This window comes from Streptomyces morookaense, assembly GCF_013030945.1.
Taxonomy (GTDB): domain Bacteria; phylum Actinomycetota; class Actinomycetes; order Streptomycetales; family Streptomycetaceae; genus Streptomyces; species Streptomyces morookaensis.
This window is the reverse complement of record NZ_JABBXF010000021.1, coordinates 26,481-52,554: the sequence shown is the minus strand read 5'-3', so window position 1 is coordinate 52,554 and position 26,074 is coordinate 26,481. Positions and strand designations below refer to the sequence as shown.

Here is a 26,074-nt window from a genome sequence, read left to right as displayed (position 1 = left end):
CGGGACACCGGGGTGCGCCGGGGGCGAACGCGCGGTTGTTCAACTGCGGGCCGTCCTGGGCCGGTCGCGCAGTTCCCCGCGCCCCTTCGGGGCACGGTCGACCGGAAAGACAGCCGTCACCTGCCAACCCCCCTCGGGAGCGGGGCCCGCGGCCAGCCGGCCGCCCATCGCCTTGGCCCGTTCGGCCAGGCCGATCAGGCCGAACCCCCCGCCCAGCGCCTGCTCGGAGAGCGCCGCCGCGCGCTTGCCGTCGTCGGCGATGCGCAGCTCCACCCCGTCGGCAACCCCCCGCACCCCGATGCGCACCGCAGTCGCATCGGCGGCGTGCTTGCGGACGTTGGTCAGGGCCTCGCGGACGACGCGGTGCACGCCCGCGGCGATCTCCGCGGGGAGCCAGGTCTCCATGCCCTTCTCGATGTAGAGGGCGACGGGCGGTCCCGTGCGGGCGAACGACTCGGCCAGTTCGCGGACCTCGGGCAGGCCCGCGACCGGCTCCGTCTCGGCCTCGCCCTCGCGCAGCACGCCCACCAGGCGGCGCATCGCGCTGAGCGCCTCGCTCGCGGATGTCTCGATGCGCTCGAACGCCCGGGCGGCCGCGTCGCCGTCGAGGGAGGTGAAGCGGGCGGCCTGCGCCTGCACGGCGATGCCGGTGACGTGGTGCGCCACGAGGTCGTGCAGCTCCCGCGCGAGCTCCAGGCGTTCGGCGGTCCGCACGGCCGCCATGTCGCGCATGCGCTGCGCGGCCTGGCTGCGCAGCAGCAGCGAGTAGCCGCCGACGACGGCGGTCAGCGTGCCGAACACCACCGTGAACCGGGCCGGGTTGAGGTCGCGCATGGGCGCGGCGACGGCGGCGAGCGCGAGCAGCGGTCCGAGGACCGCGGCGGCGCGTGCGGCGCAGCGCTGGACGACGCCGGTCAGCAGGACGAGCAGGGCGATGTCCTCGCCCGCGCCCCAGACGACGCCCGGGTGGGTGCCGGTCATCAGGACGGCGGAGGTGGTGAGCGAGACGGCGACGGCGACGGAGGCCCGTACCTCCAGCGGGATCCAGCCGTACGGCACGGCGCACAGGCAGACGGCCACGCCCGCGGCGAGCACCATGGCGTGCGGCGGGCTGGGCTGCCGGGCCAGGACGGCGCCCTCGAAGGCGACGATGCCGAGCAGGAAGAGGCCGAAGGCGGCCTTGGCCAGGGCGGCCCGCCGGGGGTGCCGGGCCGCCCACCCGGCCCATCTGGTCACGTCCCGCCCGGGGCCAGCCCGCTCTCCCAGGCCCAGGCGGCGATCTCGACCCGGTTCCGGGCGTCGAGCTTCATCTGCACGTTGGCCAGGTGGGTCTTGACCGTGGACAGGGAGACGAACAGTTCGGCGGCGATCTCGGCGTTCGTGGCGCCGCGCGCCAGGCAGCGCACGACGTCGGCCTCGCGGTCGGTGAGCGGCTCGGAGGGCTGCCGGGCGGTGCTCGGCGTGCCGGCGGGGGCCATGTCGCGCAGCAGCCGGACGGTGATCGCGGGCGAGATGAGGGAGTCGCCGACGGCGGCGGCGTGGACGGCCTCGACGAGCATCGCGGGACTGGCGTCCTTGAGCAGGAAGCCGGAGGCGCCGTTGCGCAGTGCGGTGTGCACGTACTCGTCCAGGTCGAAGGTGGTGACGATGACGATCCGGGGGCGCTGGGCACGGTCGGGGTCGGCGGCGGAGAGGGCGGAGAGCCGGCGGGTGACCTCCAGGCCGTCGAGCTTGGGCATCCGGATGTCGAGGAGCAGCACGTCGGGCCGGTACCGCTCGACGGCCTCCAGGGCCGCCTCGCCGTCGACGACGTCGGCCACGACCTCGATGTCGGGCTGGCTCTCCAGGATCATCCGGAAGCCGGTGCGGACCATCTCCTGGTCGTCCGCGATGACCACCGTGATCGCCATGCTGTCCTCGTCCCTGCGTGCCGGTTCGTGTACGGTCCCGCGCCCGGGCCGGACCGTGTCCTGTCATGTGCTGCCATGTCACCGGGGGTGTCCCGGGGCCGCAACCGCAGCGTGCTGCGGCCGGGCGGCGGGGTCAGCGGGCCGTCATGCGCCCTGCCGGGCCCGGGCCGCGTTGCGGCGCAGCACGAGGCGCCGGACGCCGTAGGCCCCGCCGCCGAGGGCGAGGAGCGCGGCGCCGCCCGCGAGGGCGGGTTTGCCGAGGTCGTGCTGCCGGCCCTTGATGACCTCGCCCGCGTCGACGACGCGCTTGACGGGGTTGGCGGACAGCTCGTGGTGCCGGCTGTGGCGGTGCGCTGCGGGCGCATGGTGTGCGCGGTGGCCGGTGCCGGCCGGGTGGTCCGGGGTGTGCCGCAGGGAACCGGAGGCGAAGTCGTAGTAGTTCGTCTCGCGGGTGCCGTCGAGCTGGGCGCGCAGCATGGGGCGCGCGGTGTCGCCGCCGATGATCCGCAGATGGAGCCGGTCGAGGTCGGCCGAGGGCCGGGTGACGTCGAGGGTGCGGGCCGGGCGGCCGTCGCCGGTGACGGTCACGCTGGTGCCGTCGCCGCCGGTGCGCAGCCGGGCCCGGCTGCCGTCGGGGAGCTGCACCTGGTGGACGGTGGCCGGGTGTCCGTGGCGGGTGTCCTTGTCCGCTGCGGAGGCCATGGCCGCCGGCCCGGCGAGGGCGACGGCGGCCGCGCCGACAACCGCGGCGGCGGCGATGCGGGACTTCACGGACACGGGGGTGCCTTTCCTTCAGGTGCGTACCCCCCTACGTTACGGACCTCCACCCTCCGCACACCTCGACTGTCCGACCATTCCCTGCTCGGCCGAAAGGATGATCCGTGCTCGTCCGGGTCATCCCGAGGTCGCGCGGACGGGTTACCCGGGCGGGGTTCCGGCGACTGGGCCGTCCGGGTCGCCCGGGCCCGTAGAGTGGATGCGGGGGTGGTCACGCGTGGGCACGGACATCGAGATCCAGCACGGGTTCCCTCATCTGGAGACCGTGCGGTCGGCCATCACCGCGCTCTACAGGCGGCTCTCCCCCGACACCGTGCGCAGCTTCGACACAAGCGTGCTGCCCGTCGAGGTGGCCTTCTCCGACGACGAGGACCCCTACCTGGGCGTCCAGCGCGTCGCGGGCGTCATGGTGCGGCATCTGCGGCTGCCCGACGCGCGGATGATCGTCAGCTTCAGGGAGATGCGGCACGCGGGCAGCGTCGAACTCGCCGCCGGACCCGAGTACTTCATCGAGCTCAATCCGCGCTTCAAGACCCACCGCAGGGACATCGGGGCGGCGCTCGCGCACGAGGTGATGCACGTCTGTCTGCACCGGCTCGGCCTGGAGTTCGCGGGCACCCGCGACAACGAGATCCTCACGGACACGGCGTCCGCCTACCTCGGGGCGGGGTGGCTGCTGCTGGACGCGTACCGCGAGTCGTCGGTCTCGACGCAGAAGCTGGGCTATCTCACGCCGGAGGAGTTCGGCTACGTGCTCGCCAAACGGGCGCTGGTGTTCGGGGAGGACCCGGCGCCGTGGTTCACCAGCCCGCAGGCGTACGAGGCGTACGCGGCCGGGGCCGCGCGGGCGCGGGAGGACGCCCGGCAGCCGCCGCTGGCGGCTGCCGGGCGGTGGGGGCGGCACCGGTACGCGCGCGACCGGCGCGCCGGGGCGGCCCATGCGGGGTACGCCTTCGAGGGGCGCGATCCGGTGCGGGTCACATTTCCGTGCCCCACATGCCATCAGCGGATCCGCGTGGCGGTTGCGGGGCACCTGCGGGCGCGGTGCGGGCTGTGCGGGACCGTGCTGGAGTGCGACACGTAGCGCACCGCCTCAGCCGTGCCCCCACCACCTGCGCAGCACCTTCTCCGCCGACTTCCCGTGCGGCGTGTAGGCGAGCCGCTTCGCCGTCTCCCCCGCGTCCGGCCAGTCGTCCCACATCCACCAGCAGACCCCGGCCCACCACGGCTTGCCGTTGAACGTCGCCAGCAACGCCTCGTAGGCGGCGGCCTGTTCGGCGTCGCCGTCCCGCTTGCTGACGGTCCAGGAGTACGGCGCCGTGGTCGAGCCCTTCTGGCTGACGTAACCCGCCTCCGTGAAGAGGATCTTGCGGCCCTGCTTCGCCGAGAACGCCGCGAGTTCCTCGGCGATCGGCTGCCACGCCTGGCGCAGTCGCGCCGTGTCCGTCGTGGCCTTGTCGCCCAGCGGCCAGTACGCGTCGATGCCGATGACGTCGAGGTCGCGCCAGAAGGGGATCTTCTTGTACTCGTCGTAGTTGGCCGCATAGGTGAGCGGGCCCTTGTAGTGCTTGCGGACGGCCGCGACGACCTCGCCCCAGTGGTCGCCGTCCTGCGAGGTGCCCGCCAGCTCCGTGCCGACGGCGAACTGTTCCACGCCGGTGGCGGTGGCGAGGTCGGCGTAGTGCGTGATGCAGCGCTCGTACGCGCCGAACCACGCGTCCGGGTCGCGCGGTCTGATCTCGGCGCGGTCGCCGCCCTTCACCAGGTCGATATGCGGCTTGATCATGGTCTTGAGGCCGGCAGAGTGGGCGAGGCCGATGATGTGCCGCAGACTGCTGTCGTCGGCGGTCTCCTCGGTGGTGCGGATCGCCGAGTCGGTGACCTTGTCCTGGTACCAGGTGGGGGTGAAGACCACCCAGCGGGCACCGGCGGAGGCGATCTGCTTGAGGTAGATGCCGGCTTGGGGGCTGCTGTAGTCGTCGGTGTTCCACGACGGGAGCGTCATGCCGCGCATCCCGTTTCCCTTCCTGTCGTCGGGGTGGCTGCTGCTGCCGTGGTCGGGCGGCGCTGCGTCGCCGCCGCCGGACGAACAGCCTGCGACGAAGAGGGCGGCCAGGGCCGACAGCACCGCGGCCGCCCTCTTCATCGCGTTCACTGGGCCAGGTCCATGGGACCGACGAAGGTGTAACCGAGGGCCTTGATGCCGTCGATCGTCTGCTGCAGCGGTGTCACGTCGTAGTACGGGTGGTAGAAGAAGCTGGCCACGCCGTCACGCACCGCCAGGTTGGCCTTGGCCGCCGCGATCAGGTCGGCGGGCAGCCGGGCCGGGTGGTTGTTGTAGGGCACCGGCTCGTAGTTGCCGAGGTTCTCGGGGAGCACGGTCGTACCGTAGACGTCCTTCACCGCGTACGGGAAGAACTGGCCGATGTACTGGGAGGCGTTCACCGCGCCGCCGCTCAGCGTTCCCGCGAAGTACAGCGAACGCTCCAGCCGCGCCGTGTAGTTCTGCCCGAAGACGCGGTAGTCGGGCGCCGAGGCGGCGTAGTGCGGGGTGGTCCACAGCGCGGGCTTGGGCAGTCCGGCCGCGGCGAACAGTCCGAGGGCGGAGGTGACCCGGGTCTGCGCCCAGACCGTGGAGTCCTCGGCCGGCGGGCCGTCGTAGACGACGTTGTTGTTCGCGTCGATGTGGGCGCGGAAGAACTCGAAGTCGTCGGCGGTGACACCCGTGTAGGGGTTGTTGACGTTGCTGTACTGGTGGGTGAAGCCGTGGTTCATCAGCACCGCGCCGTGCGCGAGCATGTACTTGAGCGCGGCGACCACTTGCGGGGCCTGGGCCAGGGTGATCGTCTGCGGGACACCGTTGTTGTAGACGCCCCTGGGGTCGGTGTACTCGGGGATGACGTTGATCCCGTAGGGGATCTTCTGCGAGTACAGGTAGTCGGCCATGGTGCGCAGCTGCGTCGGGTCCGAGCCGGGGCTGATGTCCTCGAGCCGGACGAACGCCCGGTGCCGCTCGGTGGTGGCCGGGGCGAGCGCGTCGAAGAGGAGGTCCTCCATGACGATGACGCGGTCGGACTCGGAGACGTAGGTGAAGGGGATCTCCGTCACGTAGGTGAGGTTCCCCGAACGGATCGCCCAGGGGCTGGTGGCCCCGGAGTTGGCGTCGGTGGCCTGCGCGAGCTGGGTGACCTGCGGATAGCCGGCGCCGCTGAGGATCGCGGGGTGCAGGATGCCGCCGTCGTAGCCGGTCGGGATGGTACGGGTCAGCGTCCGGCCCTTGTACGAGACCTGGTTGATGTTGCCGACGGACCCGTTGACCTCGAAGTACGAGTTGGTGGGGTCCCAGCCGTACTTCTGCTCGAAGGCGGGGATCCCGTCGGTGTTCGCCATGTTCCAGATGTTGTCGCCGATCCAGGTGACCGGCTTGGAGGTCGCCATGACGTCCTGGTAGAACGCCGCGGGAATCGCGTCCGGGATGGAACCGCCGTAGTACGTCGAGCCGACATAGATGGTGGCGGTGTACTGCTCGACCATCCCGGCCGTGTAGGCGGAGACGGGCTTGGAGGTCACGGTGCCGAAGTGGCCGGAGAGGTTGGCGAGAGCCATGGCGTAGAGCTCACCGAGGGAGCCGTACGGGCCCGTGGTGTCGTAGAGGACGAGCGCCGAGGTGCCGGTGGCGGCGGTCGCCGCGAGGGGCTTGACGGTGACGGTCCTGGCGGTGGTGGCCTTGGCCGCCGTGGTCCTGAAGGCGGCCGGCTCGGCCGCGGTCGCCTTGTTGTTCCGGACCGCATTCGCCGGGGCCGATTTCGCCGGGACCGCGGCCCGGACGACGAGCGCGTGATTGCGCCGCTGCCCGTCGGTCTTCAACTGGTCGGCGGCCCAGGCCTTCAGGTTCTTGGTGCCGGCGGCGGAAAGGGCGGCGGGTCCGACGCCCTTGAGTGCGTGCGACGCTCCGGGCTTCCTGCCGCCCGGCCCGGCTATCGACGCCTGTGCGCCGCCGGAAAGCACGAAGCCGCCGAACAGTGCGGCGGCCACCAGGGCGACGAGCGAGACCAGGAATACCCGTGGTCTCCGCCTCAGGTTTTTCATTTTTCGTTCCCCCCTGATTGAACAGGCTTTACCCGGGCAGGCCGCGTCCCCTCGGCAGACCGCTCCCGGAGGCACAAGGGTCCCGGTGGTTGGCTGATTCTTGTGGCGGCGGGGACCCCTGTCAACGGCCGGGTGCGGACCGGAATAGGCAATAGCCGTCGGCAAATTGGTGCAGACCAAGGATCACACCCGTAACAGCACCGCCGCCACCTGCCATAACAACCGGTTGGTACCCAGAACTTGATGTTCCGATCCAACAACTCCCATCATTCACATGGAAACTTCAGTTCTGTCTGATACCTTCCGAGCCATCGCCTCACTCAAGGCGGAAAATGGGGGGGAACCCATGTACGGAAAGCCAGCCCTGGGGACAGTCCTGCCTTTGGCCGGACTGACGGCGGCCCCGGAGGTACTCCCGGGCATACCCTTCGCCCGGGCCCTGCAGGAAGCAGCCGGAGCAGGCTTTCTGCTCTACTGCACCTTTGCCGTCGCCATTCTTTCGGCAAAGATATGGTTTCTGTTCCGGAATGCCGGTGACCATTCATGATCACCGAAGTCATGCTCGGGGCGAGCATCGCCCTCATCGTGATGGCCGGCACGTACAACACCGGCATGTTCATCCTCTCCCGGCGCCGTATCCGGCACCCGCGGTCCCCGCGCACCCAGCGGATCTATGTCTTCCTCCTCGCCTGTCTGAACGAGGAGAAAGTCCTCGCGGAGAGCCTCGCCCGTATCACCGCACTGCCCGCCGGGAACTTCCTGGCCCTGGTCATCGACGACGCCTCCGACGACCGCACGGCCGAGATAGCCCGCGCAGCCGACCCCCGACGGGTCCACCTGCTGCAACGCCAACTGCCCGACGCCCGCAAGGGCAAGGGCGCCGCACTCAACAACGGCATCCACCACCTCCGCAGCTCCGGCATCCTCGACGGCTACGACCCGCGGGACGTCATCGTCTGCGTCGTGGACGCCGACGGCCGGCTCGACCAGCACGTCATCCAGGCCGTCGACCCCTACTTCGACGACCCGCGCACCGGCGCCACCCAGGTCGGCGTGCGGATGTACAACCGCCACAAGGGACTGCTCGCCCGGCTCCAGGACATGGAGTTCGTCATCTACGGCGACATCTTCCAGAGCGCCCGGCGCTACATCGGCAGCGTCGGGATGGGCGGCAACGGCCAGTTCATGCGGCTGGCCGCGCTGGACACCCTCTCCGCGGGACACGGCGGGGGGCCCTGGAGCGATTCCCTCACCGAGGATCTCGACCTCGGGGTACGGCTGATCGCCCGCGGCTGGACCAACCAGCACTGCACCACCGCCGCGGTCTCGCAGCAGGCCGTCCTCGACGTCAAACGCCTGGTGCGGCAGCGCTCCCGCTGGTTCCAGGGCCATCTGCAGTCGGCGAACCTGGTGCCGATGATCCTGCGCGAGATCCCCGGCCGGGCCGCGGTGGACCTGCTCTACCACCTCTCCAGCCCGGTGCTGATCCTGCTCACCTCACTGCTGCCGCTGTCCTTCGTCGTCGCCACCGCCGGTGCGGTCATCGGTTCCATCGAAGCCGGACGCCTGCTGGTGTCCCCGATGTGGATCATCGGCCCGTACCTGCTCTCCTTCACCGCCGCGTACGCCTACGGCTGGGTGTACTCCCGCCGCGAACGCGAAGTCGGCCTGGGCCGCGCCGTCCTGCTGTCGCACGCCTTCGTCCTCTACGGCTACATCTGGTTCGCCGCCGGATGGTGGGGCCTGTGGCGGATGCTGACGGGCAAACAGACCTGGCTCAAGACCGCCCGCACCTGACCGGCCGCTCCGCCTACTCCCTCCACCCGCAGAATCTCCTTTCCAGGGAGCACCATGTCCATGGACATCGTCACCGCGCCCGTACGCGCCATGCTCGTGCTGGGCACCCGCCCCGAGGCCATCAAACTCGCCCCCGTCGCACGGGCGATGGCCGCCTCGCCGCTGTTCGAACCCATCGTCGTCACCACCGGACAGCACCGCGAGATGCTGCACCAGATGCTCGAACTCCTCCAGGTCGAGGCCCGCGTGGAGCTCGACGTCATGCGCGAGCGGCAGGAACTCTCCCAGCTGACCGCCCGCCTGGTGGAGGGGCTGGGAGAAACGATCCGTGCCGAACGCCCCGACCTGGTCGTCGTCCAGGGCGACACCACCAGCGCCCTCACCGGCGCCCTCGCCGCCTTCTACGAGCACATCCCCGTCGCCCATGTCGAGGCCGGGCTGCGCACCGGGGTGCTCGACAACCCGTTCCCCGAGGAGCTCAACCGTCGCCTCATAGGGCGCATCGCCCGCTGGCACTTCGCCCCCACCCCGCGCGCCGCACGGCACCTGACGGACGAAGGCGTGCCGGCCAGCGAGGTGTTCACCACCGGCAACACCGTCATCGACAACCTGCTGTGGGTGCTCCAGGAGGGCGTCGGCCGCAGCGTCTTCCGCCCCGACAGCGGCCTGCGGCGCGTGCTGCTCACCCTGCACCGCCGCGAGAACCAGGGCAACAAGATGCGGGAGATGGGCAAGGCGCTGCGGCGGCTCGCCGACCGGGGCGACGTGGAGATCGTGCTGCCGCTCCACAAGAGCCCGGCCGTGCGGGACGCCCTGCTGCCCGAGCTGAGCGGGCACCCGGACATCCACGTCGTGGAGCCGCTGGGCTACCTCGACTTCTCCGCCACCCTGGCCGCCTGCGACCTGGTGCTCACCGATTCGGGCGGCATCCAGGAGGAGGCGCCCAGCCTCGGCAAGCCCGCGCTGGTGCTGCGCACGACCACCGAGCGGCCCGAGGCCGTCGACGCGGGCGCCGCACAACTGGTGGGCACCGAGCCGGAGGCCATCCTGGCCGCGGCCGTGCACCTGCTGGACGACGCGGCGGCGTACGAGCGGATGGCGACCGCCGGCAACCCCTTCGGCGACGGGCACGCCACCGAACGCATCATCGCCCAGCTGGCCGAGGACTTCGGCGCGGACGCCGATGCGGTCCCCGCGTCCGACGCGCTGGTCGCGCCGCATGCGGACGGGACGGGGCCATACTCGACCGCATGACGAGAGTTCCCCGGCGGTACGTCCGTGCCCTGCTCGCCGTCGCCGTCGCCGCAGCGCTGGCCCTAGCGGGCTATGCACTGTGGGGCGGTGGCGGCGGCACGCCGGACCGGCCGTGGGCCGAGGGCTCGGTCCACGGCCCGTGGCGGTCGGTCTTCGACGGCCACGGCGAGAACATCGGACGGCACGACGGGCTGGTCCTCTCCCCCGCGCCGGCCAAGCAGCCCGGGGAGACGCACGCGGGCCTGATCGTGTCGACGCAGCAGTACGGCGACGTCGACTACCGGGCCACGATGCGCACGATCGCCCAGCTGCGCACGCCCAAGCCCAACCCGTGGGAAGTGCCGTGGCTGCTCTGGGCGTACACCGACCCGGAGCACTTCTACTACATCACCCTCAAGCCCAACGGCTGGGAGCTGGGCAAACGCGACCCCGCCTATCCGGGCGGGCAGCGCTTCCTCGCGACGGGCTCCGAGAGCTTCCCCGTCGGGCGCACCTCGGACGTGCGGGTCGCGCAGCGCGGGCCGCTGGTGGAGGTGAGCGTGGACAACAAGGGGCTGGTCGCCTACCGGGACCAGGAACACCCGTATCTGCACGGCAGCGTCGGGGTCTACACCGAGGACGCCCGCGTGGTGTTCGGCTCGCTGTCGGCGCACGCGCCGGGCGAGGAGTGAAGAGGAGTGAAGCTGACGCGGCGCCCGCCCATCCGGTCGGGGACGGGGCGGGCGCCGCGTGGCGGCGGGCCGGGTCAGACGCTCAGGGCCCGGTCCGTCGGCCTGATGGGAGCGGGCAGGGTGCTGCTCCCGGTGAGGTACCGGTCCACGCCGCGGGCGGCGGAACGGCCCTCGGCGATGGCCCACACGATGAGCGACTGGCCGCGCCCCGCGTCGCCGGCGACGAAGACGCCGGGCACATTGGTGGCGAAGTCGGCGTCGCGGGCGATGTTGCCGCGCGCGTCCAGCTCCAGGCCGAACTGCTCGACGAGCCCGTTCTTCTGATCCGTGCCGGTGAACCCCATGGCCAGGGTGACCAGTTGGGCCGGGATGCGCCGCTCGGTGCCCGGCTTCTGCTCCAACTTGCCGTCCTTGAACTCCACCTCGACCAGGTGCAGCCACTGGACGTTGCCGTCCTCGTCGCCCTCGAAGTGGGTGGTGGAGACGGAGTAGATCCGCTCGCCGCCCTCCTCGTGGGCCGAGGTGACCTTGTAGAGCATCGGGAAGGTCGGCCACGGCTGGCCGGCGTTCCGCTCGTCGCCGGGCCGGGGCATGATCTCCAGCTGGGTGACGGAGGCGGCACCCTGGCGGTGGGCGGTGCCGACGCAGTCGGCGCCGGTGTCGCCGCCGCCGATGACGACGACGTGCTTGCCCTCGGCGGTGATCGTCGGGGCGACGTAGTCGCCTTCCTGCACCTTGTTGGAGACGGGCAGGTACTCCATGGCGAAGTGGATGCCCTTGAGCTCGCGTCCGGGCACCGGCAGGTCGCGGGAGGTGGTGGCGCCCGCGGCGATCACCACGGCGTCGTAGCGGCGGCGCAGTTCGGCGGCGTCGATGTCGCGGCCGATCTCCACCTCGGTGCGGAACTTGGTGCCCTCCGCCCGCATCTGCTCGATGCGGCGGTTGATGTGGCGCTTCTCCATCTTGAACTCGGGGATGCCGTAGCGCAGCAGGCCGCCGATGCGGTCGGCGCGCTCGTAGACGGCGACCGTGTGGCCGGCCCGGGTCAACTGCTGGGCTGCGGCGAGGCCGGCCGGGCCGGAGCCGATGACGGCGACGGTCTTGCCGGAGAGCCGCTCGGGCGGCTGCGGGGTGACGCCGCCGGCCTCCCAGGCCTTGTCGATGATGGTGACTTCGACGTTCTTGATGGTGACGGGCGGCTGGTTGATGCCGAGCACGCAGGCGGATTCGCAGGGTGCGGGGCACAGCCGGCCGGTGAACTCGGGGAAGTTGTTGGTCGCGTGCAGCCGTTCGGCTGCGGCGCGCCAGTCCTCGCGGTAGGCGTAGTCGTTCCATTCGGGGATCAGGTTCCCCAGCGGACAGCCGTTGTGGCAGAACGGGATGCCGCAGTCCATGCAGCGGCCGGCCTGCTTGCTGATGACGGGCAGCAGGGAGCCGGGGACGTAGACCTCGTTCCAGTCCCGGACCCGCTCCTCGACGGGGCGGGTGCGGGCGACGACGCGGTCGGTGGTCAGAAAGCCCTTCGGGTCAGCCATGGGTCGCCGCCTCCATCATCTTCTCGTGGGTCTCGGTCTCGGAGAGACCGGCTCGCTCGGCGGCGTCCTTGGCGGCGAGCACTGCCTTGTAGGTGGCCGGCATGACCTTGCGGAAGCGGGTCACGGCCGTGGCCCAGTCGGCGAGGAGGGCGGCCGCGACGGTCGAGCCGGTCTCCTCCTGGTGGCGGCGCACCACGTCGTGCAGCCAGGCGCGGTCGGCGTCGTCGAGGGGCCCGACGGCGGCGGCGAGCTCCTTGTTGACGTTGGCGGGGTCGAGGTCGACGACGTAGGCCGTGCCGCCGGACATGCCGGCCGCGAAGTTGCGGCCGGTGGGCCCGAGGACGACGGCCCGGCCGCCGGTCATGTACTCGCAGCCGTGGTCGCCGACGCCCTCGGAGACCACGGTGGCACCGGAGTTGCGGACGCAGAACCGCTCGCCGACGCTGCCGCGCAGGAACATCTCGCCGCCGGTGGCGCCGTAGGCGAGGGTGTTGCCGGCGATGGTGGAGTACTCGGCGAGGTGCTCGGCGCCGCGGTCGGGGCGGACGACGATGCGGCCGCCGGAAAGGCCCTTGCCGACATAGTCGTTGGCGTCGCCCTCCAGGCGCAGCGTGACGCCGCGCGGCAGGAAGGCGCCGAAGGACTGGCCCGCGGAGCCGGTGAAGGTGATGTCGATCGTGTCGTCGGGCAGGCCCGCGCCGCCGTACTTCTTGGTCACCTCGTGGCCGAGCATGGTGCCGACGGTGCGGTTGATGTTGCGGATGGGCACCTGGGCGCGGACGGGCCGGGCCTCCTCGGCGCCCACGGCGTTGAGGGCGTCGGCGGACAGCTTGATCAGCTGGTTGTCGAGCGCCTTGGCCAGGCCGTGGTCCTGCCCGGTGATGCAGTGGCGGACGGCGCCGTCGGGCAGGTCCGGCACGTGCAGCAGCGGCTGCAGGTCCAGGCCCTGGGCCTTCCAGTGGCCCACCGCGCGGGTGACGTCCAGGAGTTCGGCGTGGCCGACGGCCTCCTCCAGGGTGCGGAAGCCCAGCTCGGCGAGGATCTCACGGACCTCCTCGGCGATGAACTCGAAGAAGTTGACGACGAATTCGGCCTTGCCGCTGAACCGCTCGCGCAGCACCGGGTTCTGGGTGGCGATGCCGACGGGGCAGGTGTCCAGGTGGCAGACGCGCATCATCACGCAGCCGGAGACGACCAGCGGGGCGGTGGCGAAGCCGAACTCCTCGGCGCCGAGCAGCGCGGCGATCACCACGTCGCGGCCGGTCTTGAGCTGGCCGTCGGTCTGCACGACGATGCGGTCGCGCAGCCCGTTGAGCAGCAGGGTCTGCTGGGTCTCGGCGAGGCCCAGCTCCCAGGGGCCGCCCGCGTGCTTGAGGGAAGTCAGCGGCGAGGCGCCGGTGCCGCCGTCGTGGCCGGAGACGAGGACCACGTCGGCGTGCGCCTTGGAGACGCCCGCGGCGACCGTGCCGACACCGACCTCGGAGACCAGCTTCACATGGATGCGGGCCGCGGGGTTGGCGTTCTTGAGGTCGTGGATGAGCTGGGCGAGGTCCTCGATGGAATAGATGTCGTGGTGCGGGGGCGGCGAGATGAGGCCGACGCCGGGCGTCGAGTGCCGGGTCCTCGCGACCCACGGGTAGACCTTGTGGCCGGGCAGCTGGCCGCCTTCGCCGGGCTTGGCGCCCTGGGCCATCTTGATCTGGATGTCGTCGGAGTTGACCAGGTACTCGCTGGTGACGCCGAAGCGGCCGGAGGCGACCTGCTTGATGCTGGAGCGGCGCTCGGGGTCGTAGAGGCGCTCGGGATCCTCGCCGCCCTCACCGGTGTTGGACTTGGCGCCCAGCCGGTTCATGGCGATGGCCAGGGTCTCGTGGGCCTCCTGGGAGATCGAGCCGTAGGACATCGCGCCGGTGGAGAAGCGCTTGACGATGGCGGCCACGGGCTCGACCTCGTCCAGTGGCACGGGGTCGCGGCCGGTCTTGAAGGAGAACAGTCCGCGCAGGGTCATCAGCCGCTCGGACTGCTCGTTCACGCGCTGCGTGTACTGCTTGAAGATGTCGTAGCGGCGGGACCGGGTGGAGTGCTGGAGACGGAAGACGGTGTCCGGGTCGAACAGGTGCGGCTCGCCCTCGCGGCGCCACTGGTACTCGCCGCCGATCTCCAGCCGGCGGTGGCTGGCCGGGATGCCGGTGGCCGGGTAGGCCTTGGCGTGCCGGGCGGCGACCTCCTTCGCGACGACGTCCAGGCCGGCGCCGCCGATCTTGGTGGTGGTGCCGTGGAAGTAGGTGTCGACGAAGGACTCGTCGAGGCCGACGGCCTCGAAGACCTGGGCACCGCGGTAGGAGGCGACGGTGGAGATGCCCATCTTGGACATCACCTTGAGCACGCCCTTGCCGAGCGCCTTGATCAGGTTGCGGATGGCGGTCTCGGGGTCGGTGTCCGGCAGGAACGTCCCTGCACGGACCAGGTCCTCGACGGACTCCATGGCCAGGTACGGGTTGACGGCCGCGGCCCCGTAGCCGATGAGCAGCGCGACGTGGTGCACCTCGCGCACGTCGCCCGCCTCGACCAGCAGGCCCACCTGGGTGCGCTGCTTGGTGCGGATGAGGTGGTGGTGGATGGCGGAGGTGAGCAGCAGCGAGGGGATCGGCGCGTGCTCGGCGTCGGAGTGCCGGTCGGAGAGGACGATCAGCCGGGCACCGGCGGCGATGGCCGCGTCGGCCTCGGCGCACATCTCCTCCAGCCGGGCGGCGAGCGCCTCGCCGCCGCCGCTCACCCGGTACAGGCCGGAGAGGGTGACGGCCTTCAGGCCCGGCAGGTTCCCGTCGGCGTTGATGTGGATGAGCTTGGCGAGCTCGTCGTTGTCGATCACCGGGAAGGGCAGGGTGACGCTGCGGCAGGAGGCCGCGGTGGGCTCCAGCAGGTTGCCCTGCGGGCCCAGCGAGGAGACCAGCGAGGTGACGAGCTCCTCGCGGATGGCGTCCAGCGGCGGGTTGGTGACCTGCGCGAAGAGCTGGGTGAAGTAGTCGAAGAGCAGCCGCGGGCGCTCGGAGAGCGCGGCGATGGGCGAGTCCGTGCCCATCGAACCGATCGGCTCCGCACCCGACTTGGCCATCGGCGCGAGGATGACGCGCAGCTCCTCCTCGGTGTAGCCGAAGGTCTGCTGGCGGCGGGTGACCGAGGCGTGGGTGTGCACGATGTGCTCGCGCTCGGGCAGGTCGCCGAGGTCGATCAGCCCGGCCTCCAGCCATTCCTGGTAAGGCTGTTCGGCCGCGAGGGAGGCCTTGATCTCGTCGTCCTCGATGATGCGGTGCTCCGCGGTGTCGACGAGGAACATCCGGCCGGGCTGCAGCCGTCCCTTGCGGACGACCTTGGCGGGGTCCAGGTCCAGGACGCCGACCTCGGAGGAGAGCACGACCAGGCCGTCGTCGGTGACCCAGTACCGGCCGGGGCGCAGGCCGTTGCGGTCGAGAACGGCGCCGACGACGGTGCCGTCGGTGAAGGTGACACAGGCCGGGCCGTCCCAGGGCTCCATCAGCGTGGAGTGGTACTGGTAGAAGGCGCGCCGGGCCGGGTCCATGGAGGCGTGGTTCTCCCAGGCCTCGGGGATCATCATCAGCACGCTGTGCGGCAGCGAACGCCCGCCGAGGTGCAGCAGCTCCAGGACCTCGTCGAAGGAGGCGGAGTCGGAGGCGTCGGGGGTGCAGACCGGGAAGGTGCGCTCCAGCGCCCGCTCGTCGGACCCGAACAGGGCGGAGCCGAGCTGGGATTCACGCGCCCGCATCCAATTGCGGTTGCCGCCCACGGTGTTGATCTCGCCGTTGTGCGCCACGAAGCGGTACGGGTGGGCGAGCGGCCAGGAGGGGAAGGTGTTGGTGGAGAAGCGCGAGTGGACGAGCGCGATGGCCGTGGCGAAGCGGCGGTCGGAGAGGTCCGGGAAGAAGGGCTCCAGCTGCGCGGTGGTCAGCATGCCCTTGTAGACGAGGGTGCGGGCGGAGAACGAGGGGAAGTAGACGCCGGCCTCGCGCTCGGCGCGCTTGCGCAACACGAACGCCTTGCGGTCCAGGGCGATCCCGGTGCTCGTACCGTCCGTCACGAACAGCTGCCGGAACTCGGGCATCGTGCCCCGGGCGGAGCTGCCCAGCAGCTCGGGGGCGACGGGGACGGAGCGCCAGCCGAGAACGGTCAGGCCCTCCTCCGCGGCGATCGTCTCGACCTGCGAGACCCCGGCCTCGGGCCCGTCGGCGGGCAGGAAGGCGATGCCGACCGCGTATGCGCCCTGCTCGGGGAGGGCGAAGTCCACGGCCTCGCGGAGGAACGCGTCCGGGATCTGGACGAGGATGCCGGCACCGTCGCCGGAATCGGGCTCGGAGCCGGTGGCGCCGCGGTGCTCCAGGTTGCGCAGGACGGTGAGCGCCTGGTCCACGAGGGCGTGGCTCGCCTCGCCGGTGAGAGTCGCGACAAAGCCCACGCCACAGGCGTCGTGCTCGTTGCGCGGGTCGTACATCCCCTGCTGGGCGGGGTGGGATGCGTGTCGCATCGGCGCTCCCGTCGTCGTCTTGGCAGTCATGACGTGTGCATGTGCCGAGGGACGACGTTGGCCCTCCGCGAGAAAATTTCGTGCAGATTACAGGATGACCCGCTTCTCGAAAAGCGGAAGGTGTGGTCCACGATGTGGACCGAGGAACTCGGCTCCGGAGCCGCCGGACGCAACGCGACGCGGGCGGCACTGCCCGCCGCGTTCCGGGATTGTGCCCGGATGCGGAAGGCTTGAAACCGCAAGGCAACACGCATCGTGCAACACGCGCGCTATCGCGCACCTATGCGGCGACCCGCATAAGCATTACCCCACGGCCGTGCCGAAGGCAAGACCCAGGAGATACGTCACGCCGGCCGCGGCACCGCCCAGCACCAGCTGCCGCAGCCCGCTGAACCACCAGGACCGCGCCGTCACCCGGGCCACCACGGCCCCGCAGCCGAAGAGCCCCAGCAGCGCCAGCAGGATCGCCGGCCACAGCTGCGTGGCACCCAGCAGATAAGGCAGCAGCGGCAGCAGGGCACCGAGGGCGAAGGAGCCGAACGACGAGGCGGCGGCCACCATCGGCGAGGGCAGGTCGGAGGGGTCGATGCCGAGCTCCTCCCGGGCGTGGATCTCCAGCGCCTGCTCGGGGTCGCGCGAGAGCTGCCGGGCGACCTCGCGGGCCAGCTCCGGCTCGACGCCCCGCGACTCGTAGAGCGCGGCCAGCTCCTCCAGCTCGTCGACGGGGTGCTTGCGCAGCTCGCGGCGCTCGATGTCCAACTCGGCGAGGACGAGTTCGCGCTGCGAGGCGACCGAGGTGTATTCGCCCGCGGCCATGGAGAACGCACCGGCGGCGAGCCCCGCCAGCCCGGCGATCACGATGGCGCTGGAGGAGGCGGTGCCGCCCGCGACGCCGCTCATCAGCGAGACGTTGGACACCAGCCCGTCCATCGCCCCGAACACGGCGGGCCGCAGCCAGCCGCCGTTGACGTCGCGGTGGGTGTGGTTGTCGCGGTGCGCTATGTGCGTGGCGGCGGCGGTGTCGAGGACGGCCATGATGCGGGGTCTCCCTTCCACGGGGCACAGGCCCGTACGCCCACCCCTCTCATGAGTCGAAGGTACGCACGAGCGCAGTGATCCGCCAGCAAGGAAGGCCTGCCTGACCTGGGGGTTTACGCCACGAACCGGCTGCGGAAACGGCTGCGGAAACGGCTGTGGCCGGCCCGGAGGAACCGGGCCGGCCACAGGCGTTGCGTTCGGAGCAGGTCAGACCTTCTTGTCGGCCTTGCCGGCCTTGTCGGCGGGCGCCGGCTCGGCGGCCCCGTCGCCCTCGTCGAGGGCGGCGGGCTCCACGACGGGCTCACGCCCGGGCGACCGCTTCCGCGAGACGACGATGTACGCGACGGCGCCGAGGAAGACCAGGATCGACGTCCAGTCGTTGAGCCGCAGGCCCAGCACATGGTGCGCGTCGTCCACGCGCAGGTACTCGATCCAGAACCGGCCGACGGTGTAGGCGGCGACATAGACCGCGAAGGCCCGCCCGTGCCCGAGCGTGAACCGGCGGTCGGCCCAGATGACGAGGGCGGCGACGCCGAGGCACCACAGCGACTCGTAGAGGAACGTCGGGTGGTACGTGCCCGCCACGCGCCCGATCGCGGGGTTGGCGTCGATCTTCAGCGCCCACGGCAGGTCCGTCGGCCGGCCGTAGAGCTCCTGGTTGAACCAGTTGCCCCACCGCCCGACGGCCTGGGCGACGGCGATGCCCGGCGCGATGGCGTCCGCGTAGGCGGGCAGCGGGATGCCGCGGCGGCGGCAGCCGATCCAGGCACCGACGGCACCGAGCGCGACGGCGCCCCAGATACCAAGGCCGCCCTCCCAGATCTTGAAGGCGTCGACCCAGTTCCGACCGGGGCTGAAGTACAGCTCGTAGTCGGTGATCACGTGGTAGAGCCGGCCGCCGACGAGACCGAAGGGCACCGCCCACACGGCGATGTCGGCCACGGTCCCGGCCCGCCCGCCGCGGGCGATCCAGCGCCGGTTGCCGAGCCAGACCGCGACGAAGACGCCGATGATGATGCAGAAGGCATAGCCGCGCAGCGGGATCGGCCCGAGATGGACCACGCCGGTCGAGGGGCTGGGGATGTATGCGAGTTCCATGACAGCTACGAAAGTACCCTGTGCGGCGTCCGAGTCCCAGGGCGCCCGTCACCCTCTCCACTCACCGTGGCCCCGCGGTCACGATCGCGGTGGCGGAGGTGAGAAAGAACGTCACGGCATAGGTGAACCGCCCGGTGGCGGCCGCATGATCGAAATGCGCGGTGAAGTCCGTGGCCTCGGCGGACGTGATATGCCCTTGATCGGCTGCCGTACGGGCCCAGTCGCGGATGCCGAGGACATGGTCGACGGTCCGGGGGTCGCGCACGACGAGCGCGTGCGCCTCGACGGCGACCTCCCGCAGACCGCGCTCGGCGAGCATGCCGGGGTGCTGGTGCGCGAGCGCCCCGCCGCGCACACCCGGATCGACCCGCAGCCGCAGGATCCGGCGCGCGAGGTCCGGCGCCCCGATGTCCAGCACCTGGGTCCCGTAGTCGATGGCGGCCAGCACGATCCGCCCGCCGGGCCGTACGACCCGCAGCATCTCGTCGACGACCCGGGCGGGGTCGGCCACGTGCTGCAGCACGAGATCGGCCCAGGCACCGTCGAAGCTCCCCTCCCGGAAAGGGAGATGGTGGGCATCGGCCACGACGGGCCCGCGGACTCCGCCCGCCCGCATCGCGGCGGCCATGGTCAGCGACAGGTCGGCGGCGACGGCCTGCGCCCCGCTCTCGGCGGCCAGGGCGAGCACGGTCTCGCCGGTCCCGGCACCGACGTCGAGGAACCGCTGCCCGGGCCGCGCGCGGAGCAGCGCCCGCAGGCGTTGTTTGTAACCGGTGTGGAAGGAGGAACCTGCGCGCCGCCGCAGGGTGTCCACGAGATGGGCGGGGTTGTTGCTGGCATCGACGTCCGACCAGGGACGTGGCAGGGGGTGTTGCGCCATGGCGGGTGATCGTATGGTCTGAGGTATCCGCTGGGCAGTGACTGGACCGCAGCATCACCCAGGTTGGTGAGGCCGTGCAGGAACGATACGAACTGGCGGCCGTGGAGGGCGACTCGATGGACGCCGGACACGCGTTCGCCCCGCTTCCCCACGGCATCGAACCGGGCACCCTCTGCGCCGGCCGGCGTGCGGCCCGGGAATGGCGACGGGGCGGCCCGCCGGATGCAGCCGCCGCGTCGCGTCCGTCTGCACCGGGCCTGCGGCGCAGGTGTGAGGACTGCGCCTAGGTGCGGGTGGTCCGGTTGCACTGCCGGCTGTCGGGCAGTTGGCGGCTCTGATCGTAGGGATCGATGGCCTCGCCGGAGGGCTTGTCCGCCGCGCTCCGGTGCTCGGAGCGGAAGTGGGGGTGCAGGTAGCCGTCGTAGACGCCGCAGCGGGTGTTGCCGACATTCATCTGGACGGAGTGCAGGTCCACCGTGCCCGGGGCCACGGTGTAGTGATCGGGGTCGAAGACCTCGGTGTCGATGACACGCCGCACGACGGTGCGCGCCACTTCGGCGGACGGCTTCGGCGGCTTCGCGGACGCGTTTGCGGACTTTGGAGTCTTCGGAGCCTTCGTGGCCTTCGTGACCGGGTAGACGAAGGTGAAGTCGGAGTGGATGAGGACGGACCCCTTCTTGCTCCCCGCCTCGAAGGTCATCCGCCCATGCGTCTTGACGGTCCCGCCCGCCAGGCGCACTTCGTTCGGGTCGAAGCGGCTGAAGAACTGGAGAGGGTTGTGCTTCTGGTCGGGCGAGGCGAGGGAAGCACTCATGTCCGCGAGGGTGTTCTTCTGATGGGGTTCGACCAGACCGATGGCCGTTTCGGGGCGTTCACCACGTATGACCGCAGGATCGAGGTTGGCGGCGACGAGGAACTTCTTGGTCGTCTCCAGGGCCTCGGCGACCTGCTCCTTCGTCAGCGTGCTGATGGCCGTGGCCTGGGGGACGACGATCCCGGCCGAACCGTCGGCGTACTGCTCGGCCGGCGACCCGGCGAAGGGGTGGGCGACAGTGGCCGAAGCCCGGTCGTGCGCGGCCGACTTCGCGGCCTTCGCCACCTTCTCCTCGCTGCCGGGAAGCCGGGAGAGAACGTTTCCGGGGTTGAAGGCGATCACCGCCGCAACGGCAAGTCCGGCCGCGGTCCCCACATCACGGAGAATCCGGCGGCCGCGGGGTGGTCTCTCGTGCTCGGATGATTCGACGGTCACCGCGTGTTTCTTTCTGTTCGGGGGATCGTGCCTAGTGGGCGCGGTAACTCTAGACACATGCACATAGCCGTTCGACAGCCAGCCCTGCGCATGACCGCGGCAATCGCCCTTGCCGCGGGCCTCGTATCGTGTGCGACGCCGCATGCCTCCCGGGAGGCCGGGCCCCCGGGACCCGCCCTCCAGGCGTGGATCTACCCCGGCTCGACCGGTGAACCGGCATGCGGGGCCCCTGCCGAGTACCGGGACGGGCGCCTGCGCGAAGGAGTCCTCAAACCCGAATACTGGAAAGTGAATCCGGAGGGCACCCTGACCCTCCACACCACTGGTGAGGATGCCCCCTGCAACGGCTTCAGCGAGGCGAACGCGGCGGACGTCAAAGCGCATTCGGCGCAGCAGTACACGACGGTCTCGGCGATGGACCGCGACTCGGTGGCGGCGCTGGTGGGGAATCCGGATCGCCGTGCGACGGCGATCCGCTCCATGACGGACCTTGCCCACCGCATCGGCTTCACGGGCGTGGACGTGGACTTCGAGGACTTCTGGAACTGGTCGGAGAAGGACGAGGCCCACTACGAGACGTTCCTGTCCGAGTTGTCGCACAGCCTGCATGCCGCAGGCCTGAAACTCCAGGTGGACGCCCCGGCCGAACTGCACGACGGCGACTCGCCGTTCCGCTTCGCGAAGGTGATGGCGGCGGGCGTGGACCAGTTGACCGTGATGACCTACGGCCGCGTCTTCGCCACGCCGGCGGGCGAACACTGCTGGGCGATCGCGCCGGAGGGGTGGGTACGGGAGGCGGTGGCGTACGCGCAGTCACAGGTACCGGATGCGGACAGGCTCGTGATCGGCCTGCCCTCGTACGGCTTCGCCGCACCGGACCCGTGCGACACGAAGAAGATCCAGGACAGCGTCCCGGTGTCCGAGCTCCGCAAGCGGCCGGGCTGGTCGGACGACGCGGAGGTGGTGCGGCGACGCCGCGACCCGGGTTCGGGCGAGATCCGCTGGAGCGAGCGCGGGGTGCTGTACGACGCCATGGACGGGGCGGCGATGGACGCGAGGCTGACGCTGCTGGGGCGGCTGGGGGTACGGCATGTGTCGGTGTGGGCGCTGGGCGGGAATCCGTGGTTCTCGCGCACTGCTGCCGAGTGAACCCGGGTCCGGGTAATTCGGGTAATGTTGCGATCTTCGCCGGTCCGCCGGTGGGAGTCCTCGGCAGGTCGACCTTGACCGATCCCTTTCAGCAACTGCAGTCCGCACTCGACTTACTGGACGAGCAGTTCTCCTCGCCCGAGCCCTTCACACTCCGTGGCTGCACGCACTGCTACGGCGAGAAGGACTTCGAGGTACTGTCCGGCCCGGTGGACCTCGTGCCGGACGACTTGGTGGTGGCGACCTTGCTCGAAGTCCCCAGCCACTGGAGCGACTTCGCGGGTTTGTTCCGCCGGATGACACCCCGGATCCTGCGCGCCGCCGTCATGGAAGAACTCCATGTCTTTCCGGACGTGCTCGCCACACGAATCCTGGAAGCAGGCTGGCAGCAGTGGCCCGCCCCGCAGCGCGACGCCGTGACCGGCCTCTGGCATGCGTGGCTGCGGGCCATCCTGCACCAGTATCCCAGCTCGGTGCCGGCAAGCGCTGCGCTGGAAGTCATCGCCGCCGTCACCGGGACACTGAAGCCGTGGCTCGATATCTGGTCCGACACGCTCACGCCGGCGGCAGACCGGCACTTGGCGGACCTGGTCGACCGCTGGAATTCGGAGTGGGGGATGGAGGATCTCCGCCTCGGCGCCATGGACGAATTCCACGCCACCCCCGAACTCACGGCCTGGCTGCAGGGCGCCGTCTGGAACCGGTTGGGCCGCACGCAGCAGGACGAGTTGTCCCGCATGTGGCGGATTCTTGCGGAGTCGGCCGCAAACGGCCGGGGAAGGCAAGCCCTCCCGGATCACGTACGCGTGGCGGTCCCGCAGCGGTCGTCTCCGCCGCTTTCCAGTTCGCGGCTGCGGTCGTAGGGGTCGGAAGGGGAACCGGTCGCATCGGTTTGCTGCCGGTCCTCCGAGCCGAATAGCGGGTGCAGGAACCCGTCGTGGACGCCGCACTTGGAGTTGGCGATGTTCATGTTGGAGGAGGTGAGGGTCAGTTTGCCGGGCGTCACCTGGAAACGGGCGGGGTCGAGAACCTCGGTGTCCACGACCCGGCGCACGATGGTGCGCTCCACTTCCCGCGAACCGTCCGCCTTCTTCGTCAGCGGATAGACGAAGGTGTAGTCGGCATGCACGGCCACCGAGCCGTCCCGGCCCTCCTTGAACGTCATCCGCCCCCGGGTCTTGACGACGTCCCCCGCCATTTTCACTTCGTTCGGGTCGAAGCGGCTGAAGAACTGGAGCGGGTCGTGATTCCGGTCGGGTTTGCCCAGGGCGGTGTTCATCTCGCCGAGCACATCGCTCTGTTGCGGATCGACGAGGGCGATCGCCGCGTCCGGGCGTCCGCCGCGGATGGTCGCGGGATCGAGGTTGGCGGCGACGAGGAAGTCCTTGGTCGCGGTGAGGGCCGAGGCGACCTGCTCCTTGGACAACGTGCCCACGGACGCGGCCTCGGGCACGACGATGCCGGCCGCCCCGTCGGCGTACTGCTCGGCGGGCGACCCGGCGAAGGGCCGACTGAGAGTCGGGGCACCGGAGGCCGCACCGGGGGCCCCGGTAGGGCGGGCGGTCTCGGCGGGCAACGGCTCAGCGGCCTTCTTGTGCGAACCGCCGGGGAGCCAGGAGACGACCATGCCGGGGTTGACGATGAACACCGTGACCGCAGCAGCGGCCACGACGGCTATGCCCCCGAGTACCCGGCGCTTCCGCGTGGCCCGCCCGTTCATCTCCTGCCACGCAGGCCCGGTCCGCCAACCGTCGGGCTGCGGCGGAGCCGCCCGCTTGCGCCACTTATGGCTGCCCGCCTCCTTCTGCCGCTTCTCGTCCTCCAGCCGCAGCCGCTCGGTGACCATACGGGCCCGCGCGGACGGCTCCTTGGGGGCGGTCTCCCGGATGGAGCGCTCGGTGTCCTGGACGAAGCGCTCCCAGATGTCGTCGGGCAGGGGTGGTTCGGGTGTCACTGCACGCTCTCACGTATCGGTTCGATCGGATCAAAGGACTTGCCGGATAAGCGGCAACTGTAGACGTCCCCGACATGCCACGGCGGTTGCCCACCGCACCCTTGGTGGTCCCATGTCCTCCCCGCCACGCGGTGACGACGAGGATTTCGTACCGTGCCCCTTGCACAGTGGCTCCCGCACTCGGCGAGTAACGCCACCGGCGCGGCTACCCACGACAGCCCACCCGACTCGCCACCCTGAGGGCAAACACCACAGCTCACTGCCCCCGGAGGCCCTCATGCCCGCATCGTTCGCCCCCGACGACATCACCCGCCTCCGTGAGGCCCTGGCCGATGTGGTCACCGCCGGGGCCACCCCCGGCGGCGTCATCGTCGCCGGCACCGCCGACGGGAACCGGCACATCGTCAACGCGGGTGCGGTCGCCCCCGAGTGCGGAGATGCCGCCCCCGACGAGCACACGGTCTACGACCTGGCCTCGCTCACCAAGGTCGTCGCCACCTGGCTGCTCGTCGGCCGTGCCGTCGACGCCGGGCTGCTCGACCTCGACGCGCCCGTCCGCGACGCGCTCCCCGCGATGCGCGGCGAGGCGCCCGGCGGCGAGGCGACGATCCGGCAGTTGCTCGCGCACACGTCCGGCCTGCGCGCCTCCACGCGCCTGGACCACTACCGGGGCGCCAACGCCCCGCTCCACGAGCTCCTTTGCCGCGAGCCACTCGAGGACGCCCCCGGCACCCACCGCTACATCAACCGCGGCTACATCCTCCTGGGCCTGGCCCTCGCCCACATCCACGCGAGACGGCTCGACGAGCTCGCGACCGAGATGTGGCACGGGCTCGGCATGACGTCCACGGTCTACGGGCCCGTCTCGCGCAGCGCCCACGTCGCCCCGACCGAACAGCGCCTGCCCGGCGCACCCCGCACCTGGGGCGCCGCCCACGACGACAACGCCACCCTGCTGGGCGGCATCGCGGGCCACGCGGGCGTCTTCTCCACCCCCGCCGACCTGGCGACCTACGCGGAACGGCTCCTGACGTCCCACGGCCACCGCTCCTCCGCCCTCGGCGAGTGGCTGCACGCCAGCCTGGTCCCGCAGGCCGAGATCGAACCGGGCCTGGAACGCGGCCTGTCGTGGGCCCTCAACGGCCACGGCCAGGTCGCCTACCACCACGGCTTCACCGGCACCAGCCTCTACCTCCACCCGGAGGCGGGCCGCTACCTGGTCATCTGCACGAACGCGGTCTACTTCGGCACGGCCCGCGCCCGCATCGCACCACTGCGGGCACTGGCGTTGAAGACGGTGTCGACGGGCTGAGGGACACCCCTCACCCCTTCTGCGCCCCCGCCACCATCTCCCGCAGCTTCGCCGGGGTCAGCGGATTCGACGGGTCCGCGTAGATGCTCTTGCCGTTCAACAGCACCGTCGGCGTCGCCTTGTACGCCGACGCGCTGAACGTCTGCTGGGACTTCTTCACCCAGCTGTTGTGCGTGCCGTTGTCCACACAGCCCTTGAACTCCCCCGTGTTCAATCCCTTGACCTTGTCGGCCAGTTCGAGCAGGCGGGACTTCTTCGCGAACTGGTCGTCCGTCTCCTGCGGCTGGTTCATGTACAGCGTGTCGTGGTACGCCTTGAACATGCCCGCGTCCTGGGCGCACGCCGCCGCGTTGGCGGCGTTCAGCGAGCCCGTGCCGCCCAGGTTCTTGTCGATGAGGGTGACGATGTGGTACTCGGCCTTCAGCTGGCCCTTTTTCTCCAGGTCGTTGACCGTCTCGCGGTAGCCGTTCTCGAACTGGCCGCACGCGGGGCAGCGGAAGTCCTCGTAGACGGTGAGCGTGGCCTTGGCCCCGGACTCGCCCACCGGGATGGCCAGGTTGTCCTTGCCCATGGCGCTCTGGGGGGCGACGAGCGGGCCCGAAGCGCCGGTGCCCTGCTTCTTCTTGCCGGAGTTGGCCACCAGGGCCGCGATGCCGGCGCCCGCGCCGAGGACCGCCACCACCACGACAGCGGCGATCAGGGTCCGCTTGCGCTTGGCGCGGGACTCTTCGATCCGGCGCTGTTCCTGCAGGCGCTCGCGGGCGCTGCGTTTTCCGTCGCTGTTCTTCTGGCTCACGTCCGGGTACAACGAACCGGACGAA

At 70.8% G+C, this 26,074-nt stretch carries 20 protein-coding genes; 7 read left to right on the top strand and 13 right to left on the bottom strand.

The annotated features are described in order from the left end of the window. Positions 1 to 39 precede the first annotated feature (39 nt). The 3 genes from HG542_RS11055 to HG542_RS11045 form a co-directional block, all read right to left on the bottom strand. Positions 40 to 1,236, bottom strand: coding sequence for a sensor histidine kinase (locus HG542_RS11055; protein ID WP_171080139.1), 1,197 nt, complete (start codon positions 1,234 to 1,236; stop codon positions 40 to 42). Beyond that, positions 1,233 to 1,910 (bottom strand): response regulator, encoded by a 678-nt coding sequence (locus HG542_RS11050; RefSeq protein WP_171080137.1) that lies wholly within the window; start codon positions 1,908 to 1,910, stop codon positions 1,233 to 1,235. Before HG542_RS11050 ends, HG542_RS11055 begins: the two co-directional genes overlap by 4 nt. A 144-nt stretch (positions 1,911 to 2,054) precedes the next feature. Further along, positions 2,055 to 2,687 (bottom strand): hypothetical protein, encoded by a 633-nt coding sequence (locus HG542_RS11045; RefSeq protein WP_171080135.1) that lies wholly within the window; start codon positions 2,685 to 2,687, stop codon positions 2,055 to 2,057. A 199-nt stretch (positions 2,688 to 2,886) separates the two neighbouring features. Here HG542_RS11045 and HG542_RS11040 point away from each other — a divergent pair, with 199 nt between their 5' ends. Next, positions 2,887 to 3,771 carry a hypothetical protein gene (locus HG542_RS11040; RefSeq protein ID WP_171080134.1) on the top strand — a complete coding sequence of 295 codons (885 nt, stop codon included), beginning with the start codon at positions 2,887 to 2,889 and terminating at the stop codon, positions 3,769 to 3,771. A 9-nt stretch (positions 3,772 to 3,780) separates the two neighbouring features. Here HG542_RS11040 and HG542_RS11035 read toward each other — a convergent pair whose 3' ends face one another. Both HG542_RS11035 and HG542_RS11030 read right to left on the bottom strand, forming a co-directional pair. After that, entirely contained in the window at positions 3,781 to 4,833 is a 1,053-nt protein-coding gene (locus HG542_RS11035; RefSeq protein WP_176606443.1) for a glycoside hydrolase family 113, read from the bottom strand. 5 nt (positions 4,834 to 4,838) lie between these two features. After that, the gene (locus HG542_RS11030; RefSeq protein ID WP_171080130.1) at positions 4,839 to 6,776 is read right to left on the bottom strand and encodes a DUF2334 domain-containing protein; all 1,938 of its coding nucleotides are present in this window, start codon (positions 6,774 to 6,776) and stop codon (positions 4,839 to 4,841) included. Positions 6,777 to 7,319: 543 nt separating this feature from the next. Here HG542_RS11030 and HG542_RS11025 point away from each other — a divergent pair. The 3 genes from HG542_RS11025 to HG542_RS11015 are packed head-to-tail and all read left to right on the top strand — an operon-like array spanning position 7,320 to position 10,498. Then, entirely contained in the window at positions 7,320 to 8,573 is a 1,254-nt protein-coding gene (locus HG542_RS11025) for a glycosyltransferase (RefSeq protein ID WP_171080128.1), read from the top strand. A 54-nt stretch (positions 8,574 to 8,627) separates the two neighbouring features. After that, a complete protein-coding gene (gene wecB, locus HG542_RS11020) occupies positions 8,628 to 9,827 on the top strand; it encodes a non-hydrolyzing UDP-N-acetylglucosamine 2-epimerase (RefSeq protein WP_227726977.1) in 1,200 nt (399 codons plus the stop codon). After that, positions 9,824 to 10,498 carry a calcium-binding protein gene (locus tag HG542_RS11015; RefSeq protein ID WP_171080126.1) on the top strand — a complete coding sequence of 225 codons (675 nt, stop codon included), beginning with the start codon at positions 9,824 to 9,826 and terminating at the stop codon, positions 10,496 to 10,498. Before wecB ends, HG542_RS11015 begins: the two co-directional genes overlap by 4 nt. 74 nt (positions 10,499 to 10,572) lie before the next feature. Here the strand turns inward: HG542_RS11015 and HG542_RS11010 are convergent, their stop codons facing one another. From HG542_RS11010 to HG542_RS10985, 6 genes are all read right to left on the bottom strand, one after another. Continuing rightward, a complete protein-coding gene (locus tag HG542_RS11010) occupies positions 10,573 to 12,033 on the bottom strand; it encodes a glutamate synthase subunit beta (RefSeq protein WP_171080124.1) in 1,461 nt (486 codons plus the stop codon). Beyond that, positions 12,026 to 16,573 (bottom strand): glutamate synthase large subunit, encoded by a 4,548-nt coding sequence (gene gltB / locus HG542_RS11005; protein WP_171080121.1) that lies wholly within the window; start codon positions 16,571 to 16,573, stop codon positions 12,026 to 12,028. Before gltB ends, HG542_RS11010 begins: the two co-directional genes overlap by 8 nt. A gap of 303 nt (positions 16,574 to 16,876) precedes the next feature. Beyond that, positions 16,877 to 17,608 carry a VIT1/CCC1 transporter family protein gene (locus HG542_RS11000; protein WP_171080119.1) on the bottom strand — a complete coding sequence of 244 codons (732 nt, stop codon included), beginning with the start codon at positions 17,606 to 17,608 and terminating at the stop codon, positions 16,877 to 16,879. A gap of 210 nt (positions 17,609 to 17,818) precedes the next feature. Beyond that, positions 17,819 to 18,709: a prolipoprotein diacylglyceryl transferase gene (gene lgt, locus HG542_RS10995; RefSeq protein WP_171080117.1), complete on the bottom strand. Its 891-nt coding sequence runs from the start codon at positions 18,707 to 18,709 to the stop codon at positions 17,819 to 17,821. Between the two features lie 61 nt (positions 18,710 to 18,770). Continuing rightward, the gene (locus HG542_RS10990; RefSeq protein WP_171080115.1) at positions 18,771 to 19,589 is read right to left on the bottom strand and encodes a methyltransferase domain-containing protein; all 819 of its coding nucleotides are present in this window, start codon (positions 19,587 to 19,589) and stop codon (positions 18,771 to 18,773) included. Between the two features lie 283 nt (positions 19,590 to 19,872). Beyond that, on the bottom strand, positions 19,873 to 20,838 hold the full coding sequence (locus HG542_RS10985; RefSeq protein ID WP_171080114.1) for a hypothetical protein: 966 nt from the start codon (positions 20,836 to 20,838) through the stop codon (positions 19,873 to 19,875). A 90-nt stretch (positions 20,839 to 20,928) separates the two neighbouring features. Here HG542_RS10985 and HG542_RS10980 point away from each other — a divergent pair, with 90 nt between their 5' ends. Together HG542_RS10980 and HG542_RS10975 are read left to right on the top strand one after the other, a co-directional pair. Continuing rightward, the gene (locus HG542_RS10980; RefSeq protein WP_171080112.1) at positions 20,929 to 21,987 is read left to right on the top strand and encodes a glycosyl hydrolase family 18 protein; all 1,059 of its coding nucleotides are present in this window, start codon (positions 20,929 to 20,931) and stop codon (positions 21,985 to 21,987) included. Between the two features lie 74 nt (positions 21,988 to 22,061). Then, positions 22,062 to 22,850, top strand: coding sequence for a hypothetical protein (locus HG542_RS10975; protein ID WP_171080110.1), 789 nt, complete (start codon positions 22,062 to 22,064; stop codon positions 22,848 to 22,850). Here HG542_RS10975 and HG542_RS10970 read toward each other — a convergent pair. Further along, positions 22,784 to 23,941 (bottom strand): hypothetical protein, encoded by a 1,158-nt coding sequence (locus HG542_RS10970; RefSeq protein ID WP_171080109.1) that lies wholly within the window; start codon positions 23,939 to 23,941, stop codon positions 22,784 to 22,786. The genes HG542_RS10975 and HG542_RS10970 overlap by 67 nt on opposite strands. 277 nt (positions 23,942 to 24,218) lie before the next feature. Between HG542_RS10970 and HG542_RS10965 the strand changes: the two genes are divergently transcribed. Next, positions 24,219 to 25,253 carry a serine hydrolase domain-containing protein gene (locus HG542_RS10965; protein WP_171080107.1) on the top strand — a complete coding sequence of 345 codons (1,035 nt, stop codon included), beginning with the start codon at positions 24,219 to 24,221 and terminating at the stop codon, positions 25,251 to 25,253. Between the two features lie 10 nt (positions 25,254 to 25,263). Here the strand turns inward: HG542_RS10965 and HG542_RS10960 are convergent, their stop codons facing one another. Beyond that, on the bottom strand, positions 25,264 to 26,049 hold the full coding sequence (locus HG542_RS10960) for a DsbA family protein (RefSeq protein ID WP_171080105.1): 786 nt from the start codon (positions 26,047 to 26,049) through the stop codon (positions 25,264 to 25,266). Positions 26,050 to 26,074 lie beyond the last annotated feature (25 nt).